The sequence below is a fragment of the Streptomyces griseoflavus genome, from assembly GCF_014649995.1.
Taxonomy (GTDB): Bacteria; Actinomycetota; Actinomycetes; order Streptomycetales; family Streptomycetaceae; genus Streptomyces; species Streptomyces griseoflavus.
On sequence record NZ_BMUC01000009.1, the window covers coordinates 306385 to 323371 of the forward strand.

The window sequence follows — 16987 nt, forward strand, 5'->3', positions numbered from 1 at the left end:
TCCGCCGCGGTCGTCGGCGGCGCAGGCCGGGCAAGCTGCACGGCGACAAGGGATACGACTACAACCACCTGCGGCGATGGTTACGTGACCGCCGCATCACGCCCCGGATCACCCGTAAGGGGACGGACTCCAGCCAGCGGCTGGGCCGGCACCGCTGGACCATCGAACGCACCATGGCCTGGCTCGCCGGATGCCGACGCTACGAACGCAAAGCCAGCCACTTTCTGGCCTTCACCAGCATCGCCTGCACCCTCATCTGCTATCGCCGACTCACCAAATGAGATGACCTGTAAGCAGCCGGCCGGCGGGGGAGCGGTTCGCCGCCGAGGTCATCGCATCCCGGCGGTACCTGGAGATGATGAGCGTGCTGGGTACCTGGGCGGTCGCCGGGCTGGTCCTCGCAAGCACCGGCCGTCCTGCCCGGGACGGCGCGCCGGGCGCCCGGCATGGTGCTTCCGCAGCCGTTGCCTCGCCGGACGCTCCGCTCCTCACCTCGAGCATCCCGGGCACAGCGGCACCCTCGGACCGGACGGGGACCCGGCCAAACCGGCTGCGGGCAAAACCAAAATCCCTCCCCGACGTCCGGGAGGACAACCGCAGGAGCGTCCTGCACAACCTGAAGACGGACTCCCTGGCGACCGCTGCCGAACTGGTCTGCCTCCTCCAGGTCACCGGACGTGCCTGGGCGCCCGCCTTCGGCGCAGATCGCCCGGGTACGAGAATATCGCCGAGGAGCTCGGCATCGGCTGGGACCCCGACGCGGACTGCGAGACGGCCATCGAACTTGCCGGCCGCGCTCCCGCCGACGCCCGGTGGGCACTCACCTGTCCGGAGAACCTCCAGGTTTTCGACCGCGACGGCACACGCCTGCGCGTCGAACCCGTCGTCCCCTCGGCGCTGGGCATCGTCGATGCCGGGAAGTGACCGCCCTGTGAGTGAGGGGCCGGGATGCGAACCGGCTCCTCACTCCGGCGCACCGACACCTGATGCCTTTCCCGCTCCAGGGCACCCGCATGGTTTCCGGTGACGCCAGGTAACCTCGGACCCATCGTCAACGCGGCCCGACGGGCTTCCGCTCCACCCCGGTGGAGTCTCGAAGGACACGCCCCCATCCGCACGATTACTTCGTGCTGCCTGGGGGGAAGTCCTTGCTGTTCCGCGCGTCCGCGAAAACGGTCGCCGTCATGGCGCTCGACGGTTCGTTGTTCCTGCACCTCACCGATCAGTTCGTCCACATGCACGGTTACCGGCCCGGCACCTCGGAGATCCGTTCCTGGGAGCGCAGCCTTCCCGTCCTGGCCGCCGTGCTCGAGGACGCCGGTCTGGGCGACGTGGAGATGATGCTGGAGTACGCCCTCCCGCTGAACAGCAAGCGCGCCGACGCCGTGCTCGCCGGGGTGCACCCGACGACGGGCGAGCCGTCGTACGTCGTCGTCGAGCTGAAGCAGTGGAGCCAGGCGGAGCCGGACGAGGACGATCCGGCGTTGTGCAGGATCGACGCCTACAGGCATTCGGTCCTGAACCCGATCGAGCAGGTACGCCTCTACTGCGAGTACCTCGTCAACTTCAACGGTGCGGTCGCCGAGCACCCGGATCGCGTCAGTGGCGTGGCGTTCCTGCACAACGCCACCGAGTTCGGTGTGAGCGGACTGCGGGCGGTCGAACTCGACAAGCGAGGCCAGCTCTTCACAGGCGAGCGGCGCGGAGAGTTCATCGACCACCTCCGCACCCGGCTCAGTGGTCGGCACCCAGGCGCTCGTGCGGCCGACGAACTCCGGGCGGGCAGGACGGTGCCGTCCAAGCAACTCATGTCGGTGGCGGCCCAGGAGGTCCGCGAGCGCGAGCAGTTCGTCCTCCTGGACGAACAGCAGGTCGCGTACCGCATGGTGCTCAACGCCGTACGCAGGGCGAAGCAATCCGATCACAAGGAAGTCGTGGTCATCACCGGCGGCCCCGGCACCGGCAAGAGCGTCATCGCGCTCTCCCTGCTCGGCGAGCTGTACCGCCAGGGAGTACCCGCCCTGCACGCCACCGGCTCACAGTCATTCACCAAGACGATGCGCAAGGTCGCGGGCGCCCGCAAGCGAGAGGTGCAGGAACTCTTCAAGTACTTCAACAGCTTCATGACGACCGAGAAGAACACCCTCGACGTCCTGATCTGCGACGAGGCCCACCGCATCCGCGAGACGTCCGCCAATCGCTACACACCGGCAGCGCACCGCACGGGCAAGCGGCAAATAGAGGAACTCATCGATGTCGCCCGTGTCCCCGTCTTCCTCCTCGACGAGCACCAGGTGGTGCGCCCGGGAGAGATGGGAACGGTGCAGGAGATAAAGGCGGCCGCGGTGGCCAAGGGCCTGGAGTGCCGTGTGGTGCCCTTGGAGAGCCAGTTCCGCTGCGGTGGCAGCGACGCCTATCTGCGCTGGGTGGTGCGGCTCCTGGGGCTGGAGCCCGGCGGCGCGGTCGTCTGGGAGCCCGACGACCGCATGCGACTGCTCGCCGCCGAGAGCCCTCAGGAGATGGAGGCCTTCCTCCAAGCCCGCCGAAGCGAAGGCTACGGCGCTCGCATGTCCGCGGGCTACTGCTGGACCTGGTCTCCGGAACCGAAGCCCGGTGACCCGCTCCCGGCCGACGTCGTCATCGGTGACTGGTCCCGCCCCTGGAACCTCCGGGGCGAACGCTCCGTCTCCGGTGCGCCTCCGTCCGCCCTGTGGGCCACCGACCCGGCCGGGTTCGGCCAGGTCGGCTGTGTCTACACGGCCCAGGGCTTCGAGTACGACTGGTCCGGCGTCATCATCGGCCCCGACCTGCTCTGGCGCGGCGACCGCTGGGTCACGGACCGTACGGCGTCGAAGGACCCGGTCTTCAAGAGGTCGACCCCGGACGACGACGTCGACCGGCTGATCCGCAACACCTACAAGGTGCTGCTGACCCGGGGCATGGTCGGCACGATCGTGTACTCGACGGACCCGGAGACGCGGGAGAAACTGCGCGAGCTGGCGGGCGGCCGGCTGGAGCGGCGAGCTTCCACGGTGTGACGGAGAGGCAGGCCCTCGCCACGGAGCACACGATCCGGCCATGATGGCCACGCTTCGCGTCGATCACTGCGTCGTCGCCGTCCGTAGGGCGGTTGGTCTCCCTAAGATCCCGAGTACTGATTGCGGCCCGACGGGCTTCCTCATGGAGGACACGCCCCCACCCGCACGAGTCACTCGTGCTCTGGGGGACCCACCTCGTGTCCATGCTCCTGCTGAGGCTGGCAGCACAGGATCTGCTGACCCTGAACTCAAGGCGCCGCATGGTGCCGCACCTGGCCGCCAGATGGCGGCACTTCCGGGGCGCCGACGCCTCGCTGTCGGAACGTTCCGCGTGGGCCGAGAGCCTCGTCAGCCTCGCGCAAGACCTGGTCGCCGCCGGGCGCGGGAACGTGGAGATGATCGTCGAGTGTGCCGCCACTCTCGACGAGACCGACCGCCCCGGCGACCCCCGACTCATCGACGTCGTCCTCGTAGGCCATCACCCGGAAGAGAGGGGACTGTCCGTCCAACTGGTCGAGTTGAAACGCTGGTCGACGGTCACCCGAGTGGAACGGGCCACTGCGGAAATGGTCCACGTACCGGGGATGGGCAGGAAGAAGCACCCCGCCCTGCAGTTGCGCGAGTACTACGAGGCGTTCACGGGCGGCAGGGGCCCACTGAACGGACTGGATTTCGAATGCGGGGGGTTCGCCTACCTGCACAACGCCACCGACGCCTCCGTCCGGCCCCTGGTCGACGTGGACGCTCCGACCGGCTCCTACGCCGTCGTCTACACGAACGACCGGCGCGAACAGCTGATCTCCGACCTCCGTGAGCACTTCGCCGACGAAGGGGGCGCTTCCGCGGCCGAGATGCTGCTGCAGAACATGGGCTTACGCAACACACCCCTGCTCGACGCCATGATCCGCTCCCGCGGGGAGGACACGGTCTTCACCTTGCGCGGTCGGCAGAAGAAGGTCGCCGACCAGATCCTGGACACCGCGGCCAAGATTCTCCCTGACCCGCAGCGCCCCGCCCTCCTGTCGGACGAGCGGCGCGTGATCTTCCTGGTGACCGGCGGTGCCGGTACGGGGAAGAGCGCCATCGGCCTCCAGATCAAGGCGGAGCTGGAGGCGGGCGGCCACACGGTCAAGTACGCCAGCGGCAGCAGGGCCTTCAACGGCGCGATCCAGGAGCACGTCGGTTACGGGGACCGGGAGTTCAGGGAGAGCTTCACCTACTTCAGCAACTTCGTCACCCCGCCGGACCCGCCCCTGGACGTGCTGATCTGCGACGAGGCGCACCGCTTGCGGGAACGCTCGACCAACCGCTTCTGGAAACCCGAACACCAGGGCACCAAGCCCCAGGTCGACGAACTTCTCGACGCGTCCCGACTGACCGTGTTCTTCCTCGACGAGGGCCAGACCGTGCGACCTCACGAGGTCGGCACCGTCGAACTGATCGAGGACGCGGCGCAACGGTACGATGCCACTCTTGTCAGATACGAGCTCCGGGAACAGTTCCGATGCGGAGGCAGCGACGCCTACATCCGCTGGGTGCGGGCCATGCTTGGGGTAACGGACGAGGAGCCGGAGCAGTGGACGCCGGACGGTTTGATGCACGTCGAGGTGGCGGACAGCCCGGAGGAACTCGAACGGATCATTCGCACGGAAGCGCTCGCCGGAGCGTCCGCCCGCCTCGTCGCGGGGTACTGCTGGCCATGGACAAAGCCGATCGGCAAGGAGAGGAGGTTGGAGGCCGACGTGCGGATCGGAGACTGGCACAGGCCCTGGAACGCGGACAGCGACGCCTCCTGCGAGGACGGGGCGCCGCCCTGCAGAATCTGGGCCGTGCACGAGAAGGGGCTTGATCAGATCGGCTGCGTGTACACAGCCCAGGGCCTTGAGTGGGACTGGTGTGGCGTAATTATGGGCGAGGACATGGTGCGCCGGGGTGACCGGTGGGTATTCCGTCGTGGCAAGGAGCGGAAGGACCCGGAGTCGGGCGTCAAACGCGTCGCCGTTCCGGGTTCGTTCGACCCCAAGGTGAAGGCCGGAAGCGTCGACGACGAGGAGTTTGCCCGGCTGGTCCGCCACGCCTACCACGTGCTGATGACCCGGGCGAGCCGGGCGACGGTGCTCTACTCCACGGACGAGGAGACCCGGAACTATTTGAAGGAACTGGCAGGCGAGGCCCAGGTCCACGGGTTGCGCCCCACCTGGGAGAACCTGCCGGAGGAGGCACGCGTGCCGCACCTGCCCCGGCCGCGTCGCGGGCGGGGTTCCCGAAGGAGGCGGCAGAGCACGGGCCCGCACTCGCCCGAGCTTTACCTGTTCTGACGCGCGCCGCCTGCACGTGGAGTGGCGGGCTCTCCGGGCCCGCCACAGGCCTGCTCAGAGGAACAGGCGCGCTGCCGCCACCAGTGCCGTCACCACAAGCTGGGTGACGACACCCGCGGCGACGTCGACCAGGATCTCGCGAAGCCGGTGACGACGTGCAGGCTTGTACTCAACGGGGTTCATGGATGTCCACTCCTTGGCGTGACCTGGGAATGGCGGGACCGCCCTTCCGGGCATCCGCAGTCACGCCGCGTGCGACACACAGCGAAAACCACTCGTCAGTCACAGCCGGGAACCGGCATCCGAAACACCGCCGACGTACCCTCCGGGAAGGTGCGCAGCGAGATCAACGGTAGTGGACCATCCATACGAGATCACGCCTTTTCAGCCACTGCCGGGATGGGGTTGGCGAGCGGTTCCCGGCTCGGCTGCGGCCGAGCCCGGGCTTGACAGCCCTTCGGGAGGGCCTGCGCGCCGCGGACCGGCGTTGCGTCACGACTCCTCGTCGTCGTTCTCCGCGTCGTTGATGAGGGGAGCGAGGAGAGGGTGGACTCTGAAGCCGGAGGTGCGGCCCGGACCGTTCTTGTACTCAGCCGTGAGAACAGGAACCGCTGAGTCCGGGATCAGCCCTTGCTTCTGCAGCTTGCGGCTGATCCGAGTGATCGGCTTGGTGAAGCCTCTCAGCGTTCGATCGTCGTCGTAGTCACAGAGGTCGTAGACCGCTTCCGGTTCCGCATGACCGTCCATGGCTGCCGCGTAGCGGATGACCTCCACACGGTTTGCGTAACCCTCGTATTCCAGCCCGCGGAAGAGAGCCTCGAGGGCCTCGACGGTCCATCCGCCGTAGGTGACGCCTGCTTCGATGCGCTCGACTCGCTCGATGTCCTCGACGGAACCAGCCTGAAGACTGAGTCGCAGTACGGAGGCGGCAACTTCCAGGAACTGCTTCGGCGACAGCAGGTAAAGGCGGCCTCCGCCGCGTGCCCGTAGCTCCGCGGTCAACTCCGGTCGCGGGCCCCGGTTGTGGCCCCGTTCCTTGCGCCACCAGTCTTCTTTCGCGTCCGCGGTCACGAACAGGACATCGCACTGGCGGCGGGATGCCTCTCGCAGCAACTGTTCCCAGACGAAGAAGTCACCGACCGCCCCGTTGCCGTCCTTCTTGGCGTCCATGTAGCCGGGTGGCACGCGCTGGTCGACACGCTTCTGAGCCAACGCGGTCAACGCGGCGCGGTCTTCCGGGGGGAAGGAAGGCCCCACCCTGCCGGTCAGTGCCGGCTCCAGCTTGGCGATCACCGGATCGGTACTCGTGTCGTGACCGATGTGCTGCCACTCGCCCTCACCAACCTCATTGATCTTCTTTCGGACTTCTTCGAAGACCTCGCTCAACCGATCGTGGAGGTCTTCGACGTCGTCATCGCTCAGGGCGACCCGGTTGGCCCAGGTGCGCAGCGTTTGTACCGCTTGCACCGAGTGACCGCTCATCTCCTGGGCGGCCTTGGCGCTGGTCGACCGTGCCTCGGAGATGGTGGTCTCCCGGTTCCGCCAGAACTCCACCAGGACCTGGTGGGGAATCCATAAACGATCACCCAGGGCGCCGAGCGCCGCCAGAAGATCAGCACGGGCCTGCTCGGTGTAGCGGTAGAGATTGAGCAGGACGTTGGCGTCCGGGGTGACAAGGCCATTCGTCAGCACCGAGCCGAAATCCGCAGTCGTTGGAGTACGGAAGGCTCCGAAGTCGTCGAACAGTCCGCGGACGTTCGTGTCGGTCTCGGTGGTGTTCATCGTTCCCCCTGGCGCTGCCCACCTCGGCTCCCTTGCCGACGTGCCTGGCGGTGACCCTAGTGTTTCTCCGGTAGGGAGGAAGGGTGGATGGCCGAACCCGTACACGTCGGGACGTCGACCGGTTCCCGCAGCGGGGGGCGATGGCCAGGAACCCGGGAGTGACGACTGCGTGGAGGTCGTGCGGACTCCGTGCGCGTCCACGACAGAGGAGGGCGGCGCGGTGCTCAACTCGCGCAATCCGGCCGAACTGGGGCACATTCGGGAGCTGTGTCGGTACATGGCCCCGCATTGTTGCCGTGCGTCTGCGGGAAGCGTGACATCCCGTCCTTCGCGCCCCACGGACGGACGGATTCTATGGTGACGGTGCGGAAATCAGAAGTGGACCTTGTGCTCACCGCGCTCCAGGTGCTTCAGCAGCGCCTGGTGCGCCCCCCACCCGTCCGGGAACATAGGTGGGAGTCCAGGTACACGAGGCCGCTATGAGGGTGGCGGTCCAGCAGATCGGCGATGACAACGTGGAGACCACCATCACGCAGGCGTAGCGGTGTCGGAGAACAGTACGCACAGGCCGATCTCCCGATTGAAAAGGTGCCGGAGTGACGTCGAGCCTCCGACCCTGAAGACGGTTCAGGGCCCGGACCGCGTCAACTTGGACTGTCCGCGCCGTGTGGGTGGGCGTTCCTCCCTCCAGTGATGTGCCTTGGATGGGTCGGTTTCAGGGTGGCCGGGTCCCGGACGGGACCCGGCCGCGGCTGTCACGTGGTGGCGAGCAGCGACTCCAGTGCCCCGGCAGTCGCCGGGTGCCGGGTCGTCAGCACGGCGCCCACAGAGGGCGGACCGGACGCCGCCGCCCACCCGCCGTCGCAGTCCAGCAGCGCCGCCACCGCGTCACACGCCCCCGGGTGCGCGGCCAGCAACGCCGCGCCCGGCCGAGCCTGGGCCTCGGGCCGTGCCCACCCGTCGTCGCAGCCGAGCAGCTCCGCCATCGTGTCGCAGGCCGCCGGGTGCGCCGTGAGCAGTGCCGCCCCACGGCGGACATCGGTCAGGGGCTTCGCGGCGGACGGACTCGCCCGCGGCATCCGCCACGGCGGCACCCACGCGTCCAGCGCCTCCAGCCGGCCCGGGAAGATCCGCCCCGCCTCGCGGATCAGCAGCGGGGCCAGGTCCGCCGCGCCCGAACGCAGCGTGCTGATCAGCAGCGGCAGCCACGGCAGCAGCACCGCGTCGGGCAGCCGCCCGAACGCGTTCGACACCGCCTCCACGACCACGTCCGCGAGGCCCGGCACCGGCTCCAGCGCGTGCACGAAGCCGCTCAGATAGCGCGGGTAGGCGGGCACCACCAGCGGGTTGTCCAGCATCTCCGCGCACCGGCCCCGCAGCTGAGCCCGGGACAGGGTGCCGAGCTGCACCTGCGCCGCCCACAGCAGTGCCGTCTTCTCCGGGTCCTCCGGGTGGCACTGGGCGACCGCGAGCTCCAGCTGCGCCCTGTCACAGCCGAGGGACAGCGCCAGGCTCTCCATGCTGAACAGGAAGCCCAGCATCGCCGCCACCTGCCCCACCGTCGCGTCCTCGTCGCGGAACGCCGTCGGCAGCAGCGTGCAGTAGTGCGCGTACCCCGTCCTGACGAAGGACTCGATCCAGCCCGGCAGCGCCGGCTCGTGGGTGCGGTAGTACGCCAGCAGCGCACGGGCCCGCCGCAGCACCTCCGGCGCCCCGTCGACACTGCGCTCGGCGGCCAGCACCTTCAGCGCGTGCCTGCCGAGTTCGTCGGCCAGACGGCGGCCACGCAGGTACAGCAGCGTGTCCTCGACCGCCGCCAGCACGGCCGCCGTGGTCGCCTGCGGCCCGTACGCGTCACGCCGCAGCCGCTGCTCCAGCACCTGTTCGAGGCTGACGCCCTCGTAACCGAGCTCGATCAGGGCCCGCTGATGGGTGCCGATGGCCAGGTCCCAGGACTCCTGGATCGACCGCTCCCCGAGCCGTCGCTCGCCCATGATCGGCCGTGCCGCACCCTGCGGCATCAGCCGCCGCAGCATCCACAGCACGTCCGAGCACGCCGCCAGCTCCGGCCGGGACGTCATGTCGAGCAACGCCCGCTGCACCCCGCGCTGTTGCAACTTCAGCCCCAGCGGTTCGAGCCGGTCGTACACGTCCCGGGCGAGCGGCGGCAACGCCTCGTAGCCCACCTGGCCGATCCGGTCGCCGCCCATCATGATCTCGACGAGCCGCCGCACGTCCCGCCGCCCGGGGACGCCGTCCTTCTCGATGCAGGTGACCGCCGCGTCCTGGAAGTCGTACGGCGTCGGCTTGGCCCGGTCCCGCATCCCGGCGAGCAGGATCGACGTCTCGAACACGGCGATGGCGTCGGCGGTGGAGGCGAGGTAGCCGTTGCGCCGGGCAGCCCGCACGATCTCCACCGACCAGCCCAGCAGTTCGGCCTCGTTCAGAGCGTCGAGCACCGGCGGCCGGCGCAGGAACCCGGACAGTCTGTCCCCGCCGTCCGCGGGCGGCGCGGGAACGGCCGGGGCGGCGGCCGCCGTCTTCTTCCCGGACTTCTTCGTCCCCGCCTGGCCGTCCAGCCGGTACGGCTTCACCCGGGTCCGCTTGAGGCTCTTCGCCCACTCCGTCGCCGCGATCGACACCGAGCCGGCCGCCAGGCCGAACTGCGCCTCGATCGCCGCGTGACTGGACGGGATCAGCCCGTACTGCCAGGTGGTGGCGGTGCGCGGCGAGATCGTGAACGTCCCGGAGGTGCCGTGCACCCCGAACTCCTCGACCCGGCTGGCCGCGTGGAACGCCCCGCACACGTACAGGCAGTCCTCCGGGTCCGTGCCGGTCGCCGCCAGGTGTTCGCGCATCCGCGTCCACATGTACCGCTCGCGGTCCTCGTCGACCCGTACCCGCGCGCCGTCCCCGGGGGCGAGCCGCCGGAACAGGCTGCCGATGAGGAACATCACCTGACGGTAGGTGTCGTGGTCGGCGGCGCCGCCACCGAGCGGCACCTCGACGTACTGGTGCCACCACTCCGACCAGTGCCGCACCTTGCCGTGGCGCAGCAGGTGCTCCTCCAGCTCGGCGAAGCGCGGCCGCAGGTCGCCGATCTCGACGCCGACGGCCTCCCCGTGCAGTGCGGCCTCCGCCCCGTCCGGCGGCTCGTCCCCCTCAGGGGTGTGATCGCCCCTGCTGTCCCACTGGAACACGTGGTCCGAGGACCGGTCGACGAGGACCAGTTCCACCCCCGGGGTGTCCAGGGCGTACGCGATCGCCTGGTACTCGGCCGACGCCTCGGTGATCGGCGCGACCACCGACAACGGCGCCCACTCCTGCGGGAAACCGTCGATGTCACCGGCGAACGCCTGTACCCCGACCGGCAGTCGGCAGTTGCGCAGCTCGGTCAGCAGCGGCGCCATGTCCTCGCACAGCTCCAGGTACACGACCTTCGGCTGCTTCTCGCGCAGCCGGCGGGCCATGGCGAGGGCCGATGCGGGGGAGTGGTGGCAGACGGGGAAGATCTCCAGGGGCTCGCGCACCGCCCGGTCCACGTCGTCGACCAGGCCGAGCAGGATGCCCTCCAGGGCGTCCTGCCCGCCCGCGAACGTGGCGGCGGCCTCCTGGAGTTGTCCACGCAGCGCGGCGAACGACATGTTCTCCTGCGGCCCGCTCATGACAGGGTGGCGATCGCGTCGCGGCCGCCCTCCAGGAACTCGGGCCACGACCCGCCCTCCTCCTTGCTGCGCGGCTCGACGACCCCGTGCAGGTACTTGTTGAGGATGGCCAGGTCCTCCGGCTCGCGCCGGGTCAGCGAACCCACCAGTGACGAGGCGAGGGTACGGGCGGTGAGGGCCCGCTCGCCGAAGAAGTTGCTGTGCAGGACGGCGTCCTCCAGGACACCGATCTGTTCCGCCGTCGACAGTGCCGACTCCAGCTTCTCGTCGTCGCTGCCGGCCGCCGCGGCCGACGCACGCAGGTCGGCGAAGCTCTGCAACAGCACGTCGAGCAGGGTCGGCGGCACGTCCAGCTCGATCGAGTGCCGGCGCAGCAGCTCCTCGGTGCGGAACCGGACGATCTCCGCCTCGCTCTTCTTGTTCGTCACGACCGGAATGCGGACGAAGTTGAAGCGCCGCTTGAGTGCGGACGACAGGTCGTTGACGCCCCGGTCGCGGCTGTTGGCCGTGGCGATGATGGAGAAGCCGGGCTTGGCGAACACGATGTTGTCGTCACCGCCCCCGCTCTCCAGCTCGGGAACGGAGATGTACTTCTCGGAGAGGATCGAGATCAGCGCGTCCTGCACGTCACTCGTGGACCGGGTCAGCTCCTCGAAGCGGCCGATGGCTCCGCCCTCCATCGCGGTCATGATCGGCGAGGGGATCATCGACTCCCGCGACTGCCCCTTGGCGATCACCATCGACACGTTCCACGAGTACTTGATGTGGTCCTCGGTCGTGCCGGCCGTGCCCTGCACCACCAGCGTGGAATTCCGGCAGATCGCGGCCGACAGCAGCTCCGCCAGCCAGCTCTTGCCCGTCCCCGGGTCGCCGATGAGCAGCAGACCCCGGTCGGAGGCGAGCGTGACGATGGACCGCTCCACGAAGCTCCGGTCACCGAACCACTTCTGCGACACCTCCCGGTCCAGTCCGTCGGCCCGCTCGGAACCCAGGATGAACAGACGGACCATCTTCGGGGACAGCCGCCACGAGAACGGCCTCGGGCCGTCGTCGATCGACTCCAGCCAGTCGAGCTCCTCGGCGTACTTGATCTCGGCGGGCGCGCGCAGCAGGTCGGACATGAGGGAATTGCCTTTCGTACGGGGATCGAAGAGAGTCAGGTGAGACGCCGCACGGTCGATTCACGTGAGGAACGTCTTGAGCTCGTGCACGAGCTTCTTGATGTGGCCGGAGATCACCGGCGTACCGAGGTCCTTGAACTTCTCCCGGAACCACGGGTTGACGCTGCCGCGGCCGCCACTGGTCACCGACCCCACCGGGATGAACTTCGCCCCCGAGCGGTGGATGGCGGCCATGCTCTCGAACAGTTCGTGCGTGCGCCATTCGTAGAAGTCGGAGATCCACACCACGACCGTGTTGCGCGGCTCGGCGATCTTCGGCCGGGCGAGCGCCATGGCGACGGTGCCGTCGGTGCCCCCGCCGAGCTTGGTGCGCAGCAGCGTCTCGAACGGGTCGTGCGACCACGGTGTGAGGTCCAGCGCCTGCGTGTCGTACGCGATCAGGTGCACGTCGACCTTCGGCAGACCGGCGAAGATGGACGCCAGGATGGTGCAGTTGACCATCGAGTCGACCATGGAACCCGACTGGTCCACGACCACGATCAGCCGCTGCGGTGTCGTCTTGCGGCTGGTGTGGCGGTAGTAGAGCCGGTCGACGTAGAGCCGCTCCTCCTCGGGACTCCAGTTGGTGAGGTTCTTCCAGATGGTGCGGTCGAGATCGAGGTTGCGGAAGACCCGCTTGGGCGGCACGGACCGGTCGATCTCGCCGACGGTCGCCTTCTCCACCTGGCTGCGCAGCACTTGGCCGACCTCGTCGACGTACCGACGGATCAGCGCCTTGGCGTTCGCCAGGGCCACCCCGGAGAGGTTGTCCTTGTCCCGCAGCAACTGCTCGATCAGGGACATGCTCGGCGTCAGCCGCGACGCCAGCGCCGGGTCGGCCAGTACCTCGCGCAGCCGCATCCGCTTGACGAGACCGGCCTCGATCGCGCCCAGCTCCGGCCCGATCCCGGGTATCAGCCGGCTGAGGTCCGGCGTGGGCCCGCCGACACCCGTACCGGTCGGGCTGACGCCCCCTCCGCCGCCCGCCCGCTGGACGCCGCCGCCCCGCCCGCCGCGCAGCTCACCGGGACGGCAGCCCAGCGCCCGCTCCAGCCAGCCCGCGTCGGACTGCCAGCGGGCCAGTTGCTCGGCGGTGACGGCGCCGGAGCCGGAAGCGAAGACATTGAGCAGTACTTTCGACGCGAGCGCCGCGCGCCGTACCTCCGCCGCCCGGTCCCGTGCGCCGTCCTCGTCCGGCGCCGGTGTCATCAGCCCGTCGAACTCGGCCGCCAGCTCCGGATGCCGCTGCACCACGGAATCGACCGACGCCCCCGGGTCGAGCAGTGCCGCCGGCAGACCGACGTCCTCGACCACGGCAAGGCTCGCCGACTCCAGGGAAGCCTGCTCCTCCGGATCGAACAGCCGGGCCAGCAGCCGCCAGTACAGCACCTGCCGCCGGTTCTCGTCGGGGTCGGGTCCGGGCGCGGCACCCCCTGCGGTCCTCACGTCGTTCATTTCCGCAGCAGCCTTCCCGCCCGCTCCCGCAGCACGGTGACGGCATCGGTCGCCGCCTTCTCGGCCCGCACACCGGCCTTGTCGGTCGTACCCCCGGCCCAGGCCCCGGCGTGCACGGCGACGCTCTTCTTCCGGACGGTCCGCTCGACGGCGAGCGGCTGGAGCAGGAACTCCCCGGCGTCCCAGCGCAGCAGCCCGACGCACGCGCCGGACGAGGCGACGGCCTCCGGGGTGAGCGGACCGGCGGCCGGAACCCGGTCGACGTCCACGGCGAGACGTGCTCCCGCGACCTCCAGGACGGTGCCGTCCGCACCGTCCTCCACCCCGTACCCCTCCAGCAGCACGGGCACCGCGATCCGCACCGGATGCCGGTCCAGCGGTGAGACGGCAGCGGCGACCGCGGACGGCAGGGCCACCCGCGCGGTGGCGAACACGTCGGCGGGTTCACCCGTCCGTGCCCGGCCGTCGTCCCACACCAGATCACCCTCGGCGGTCACGGGCATCGCGTCCAGCTCCACGGCCCGCCCCTCGCTCACGGCGCCGAGCAGCGACATGTGCGGCCGCAGCAGCTGCCACAGCCCCGCCCCCACGACACTGTCGGGTTTCGGCGCGGACACACTGGCCCGCACCAGCCGTGCCGCCCCACCGTCCGCCGGCTCGAACACCCCGTGGACCTGCGCCTGTACGGCGGTGGCGTGCTCCTGGACGTCCACGCCCAGCGGCAGCAGACGGCCGGTCGCCTCGGTGACGGTGGGGGCGGGCGCCGCGCCGGGCAGCGTCAGCAGCACGGCCCGCGCCCACAGATCGGCCCACCGGCGCACCGGAACACGCTCCAGCGTCGCCCCGGGACAGCACGCGGCGAGCTCGGCGGCGAAACCGTCGAGCAGCGCGGCGGTCCGGCGCAGCCCCGGCTCCGGCAGCATCGCGGACACGACGGGCGCGGCCCCGGCGACCAGCTCGTGGTCGATGCCGCGCCACCCGGCCCGCGCCAGATCGCACAGCCAACTACGTGCCGCTGTCAGCAGATTGACCGCACGCTCGTCGCTGCCGGCCGGTGCGGGGGCACTGTCCGGCGCGCACGGCCGCCCGACGGCCTCCTCGATCCGCGCGAGGAGCGCGTCGTGCACGGAACCGAGGAGCGCGGTGCGCGCCGCGGCGAGCGCCACGAAGTGATCCTCACCGGCCGCGCCGGCCGCCGTCTTCTCCGCGGCCTCGGCGACCCTCACGGCCAGCGGCGACCCGGCCACCGCGTCGGCGAGACCGGCGAGCCCGGCGGCCTGCCCGGGCTGCGGCCGGAGCAGTCCGTCGACGAGCGCGTCGTCGAAACCGTCCACGGCGGCCAGGGCCTCGTCGAGCCCGTCGACGGCGTCGGTCAGCAGATCGGCACGCATCAGGCCACCGCCCTCGTCGTCGGGAACCACTGCATCTCCGGCAACGCGGCGGTGGTCGGCGCGAATTCGAGGTACGCCAGGTGCCGCAGGAACCGGCTGAACACCTGCGCCGCCGCCGCGCTGTCGCCCTGAGCGGGCCGCGTCGAGAGCATGGCGCCCGTGACGGTGTGCGCGTCGGCCTCCTCGTCACCGACCTCGACCTTCAAGTAGCGGGCCACGCGTCCGACGCCGTACTGGAGCACCGCCTCACCGATCAGCGCGCGTAGGTGATTGCAGAACGACCCCCGAGCCCCGCCACAGGGACGGTTGTTGTTGGTGCTGCACGCGAACGCGTACGTCCCCGCCTCGACCGACGACACGTACACCCGCCCGATGTCCGACCCGCTGGACACCACGCCCTGCAACCGCCCGTCCGCCAACTCGGCGAACGGCACCTTGGCCAGCTTCCGCGGTCGCGCGGACGGCACCACCCGTGCCGTACTCGACCTCTCCCAGACGGACAACACACCACTCCCATGCATGCGGAAAGGGGATGTCCTCGCCGGACCGGCGGGACGGAGAAGAATCTACCGACGACCACTGACAACGCCTCCGGGCCGCCGGCCGGGCCAGCCGCCGGGCGGGGCGCCGCCGTTTCAGCGGGCTGTGCCGGCGGCGGCACGGTGTGCGTGCGGTGCCGCGGACTAGGCGGGGTCCTCGCCGGTGCGGTCGTCCGCCGTGGCGACGCGGCTGATGGTTCCCGCCAGGAAGAGCACCGCGGCGAGTACGGACACGACGCAGGCGATCGCGAAGACATCCGTCTTCGCGTCCTCGAACATGCCGGCCGCCGTCAGGGCGAGGAACACCCCGGAGGTCTGCCGGCCGGTTCCGTCGGGCATCGGGCCGGCGGTTCGCGCGCGCACGCGGGGTATCCACAGCCGCAGGAGCTCGGCGGTGGCGGTGAGAGCGACGAGCCGTGAGGCGATCATCGTCACGGGGTGAGCCGTGTTGTCCGCCAGTTCGCCCACGCCGACGACGGTGGTCAGGCAGAAGTAGAGGATCGGGATCAGCCAGCCGGGGTGTGCCCGGACTCCCGGGACCGGCCGGGCCCCGGCCCTGTCCGTGACCTTGCCGAGGCCGACCCCGGCCGTCGATGTCCCCGGAGCGCGGGGAGAGGGGATGCCGGGCAGGTGCGACGCCTGAGGCGCCGGGCGGAGCGCCCGCTTCTGTGCGCGGCGGACGCGGCGGCCGATGTCGCCGTGGGCGTGCACGTGGGCGGACAGTTGTCCCTGGAGGTCCCTCAGCTGTTCGGCCATCGTGTCGAACTCCGCCCGGCGCACGGCGGCGAGCCGCGCCGCCTCCCGCTCGGCGGTGCCGAGCGGGTCGAGGGCCTCGGCGTGGAGCCGTACGGCTTCCGCGCGTGCCGTCTCGGCCGACTGCGGGACCTTCGCCAGTTCCTCGCGAAGCCGGACCCGCTCGGCCTCGATGATCTCGGTGATCCGGTGCCGTTCGTCCGGGGGCAGTGTGCGCGGGGCGCGGGCCTCCGCACGGGCGAGGGCGGCTCGACGCCACTCCAGCAGCGGACGGCCACGGTGCTCACCGATGCCGTTGATGTGGACCTTGCCGCCCTTGGTGCGGTGGAGGTAGAGGACGTCACCGCCCTTGCCGTTCGGGGCCTTGCCCCAGCTCACGTCGTGGAAGTCGGCCGTGGTTCGGATGCCCTGCGCCGCCAGGCTCCGGACGAGGCCGGCCCCGATGCCGCTCACTTCGTTGGCGGTGAGGTGGGTGCTGCCGAGTGCCCGCTCGACCGACTGACGGCGCAGGACCGACAGCGCTTGGCCTTCGCGGCGCTCGCGTTCGCCGTCCAGCGCGTCGAGCCGGTGGGTCAGCGAGGCCTCCTGCTGGGCCTGTTCCTCACCGATGCGGCGGAGCGTCCTGCCGTGGGCGGCCTCGACGCGCTCCCGCTTGCGAGCCTCGTGGCCCAGGCGCCGCCGGTCGGCGACCTCGAAGGCGGGGCGCTCGGCCAGGAGGCGGCGCAGGGCACCGATCGCTCCTATGAGCCGGCGGCGTTCCGCGCGTACGTCCGACGGGGAAGGAGCGGCCGCCGGCGGGACGGGAGCCGATGCGTCCCTGCCGGGGGTGGTGCTGTCGATCAACGGGTACTTCCTCAGGCAGCGGGGGTGTCGAAGGGCCATGGCC

Annotated in this window: 11 protein-coding genes; 3 read left to right on the forward strand and 8 right to left on the reverse strand. The window is 70.2% G+C overall.

Going from position 1 to position 16987, the window contains the following annotated elements:
- The 3 genes from IE172_RS34620 to IE172_RS20870 all read left to right on the forward strand — a co-directional run.
- On the forward strand, window positions 1–281 hold a 281-nt coding region (locus tag IE172_RS34620; protein WP_368858553.1), incomplete at its 5' end, for a transposase.
- 867 nt (window positions 282–1148) lie between these two features.
- Complete coding sequence (locus IE172_RS20865) at window positions 1149–3038, forward strand: DNA/RNA helicase domain-containing protein (protein WP_190098808.1); 1890 nt, start codon at window positions 1149–1151, stop codon at window positions 3036–3038.
- A 203-nt stretch (window positions 3039–3241) separates the two neighbouring features.
- On the forward strand, window positions 3242–5356 hold the full coding sequence (locus tag IE172_RS20870; RefSeq protein ID WP_229886235.1) for a DUF2075 domain-containing protein: 2115 nt from the start codon (window positions 3242–3244) through the stop codon (window positions 5354–5356).
- 54 nt (window positions 5357–5410) lie between these two features.
- Here IE172_RS20870 and IE172_RS35145 read toward each other — a convergent pair whose 3' ends face one another.
- From IE172_RS35145 to IE172_RS20905, 8 genes are all read right to left on the reverse strand, one after another.
- Window positions 5411–5539, reverse strand: coding sequence for a DUF6408 family protein (locus tag IE172_RS35145; RefSeq protein WP_222436418.1), 129 nt, complete (start codon window positions 5537–5539; stop codon window positions 5411–5413).
- A gap of 309 nt (window positions 5540–5848) precedes the next feature.
- Window positions 5849–7138 carry a PIN domain-containing protein gene (locus IE172_RS20875; RefSeq protein ID WP_190098768.1) on the reverse strand — a complete coding sequence of 430 codons (1290 nt, stop codon included), beginning with the start codon at window positions 7136–7138 and terminating at the stop codon, window positions 5849–5851.
- 755 nt (window positions 7139–7893) lie between these two features.
- Window positions 7894–10803 (reverse strand): DUF5682 family protein, encoded by a 2910-nt coding sequence (locus IE172_RS20880; protein WP_190098769.1) that lies wholly within the window; start codon window positions 10801–10803, stop codon window positions 7894–7896.
- A complete protein-coding gene (locus tag IE172_RS20885) occupies window positions 10800–11924 on the reverse strand; it encodes an ATP-binding protein (RefSeq protein WP_190098770.1) in 1125 nt (374 codons plus the stop codon). Before IE172_RS20885 ends, IE172_RS20880 begins: the two co-directional genes overlap by 4 nt.
- A gap of 60 nt (window positions 11925–11984) precedes the next feature.
- Window positions 11985–13409, reverse strand: a complete 1425-nt coding sequence (locus IE172_RS20890; RefSeq protein ID WP_435844370.1) for a vWA domain-containing protein — start codon at window positions 13407–13409, stop codon at window positions 11985–11987.
- Window positions 13410–13414: 5 nt separating this feature from the next.
- A complete protein-coding gene (locus IE172_RS20895) occupies window positions 13415–14839 on the reverse strand; it encodes a hypothetical protein (RefSeq protein ID WP_229886219.1) in 1425 nt (474 codons plus the stop codon).
- Window positions 14809–15330, reverse strand: coding sequence for a hypothetical protein (locus tag IE172_RS20900; protein WP_190098772.1), 522 nt, complete (start codon window positions 15328–15330; stop codon window positions 14809–14811). Before IE172_RS20900 ends, IE172_RS20895 begins: the two co-directional genes overlap by 31 nt.
- Before the next feature lie 162 nt (window positions 15331–15492).
- Complete coding sequence (locus tag IE172_RS20905; protein WP_190098773.1) at window positions 15493–16944, reverse strand: hypothetical protein; 1452 nt, start codon at window positions 16942–16944, stop codon at window positions 15493–15495.
- Window positions 16945–16987: the final 43 nt, after the last annotated feature.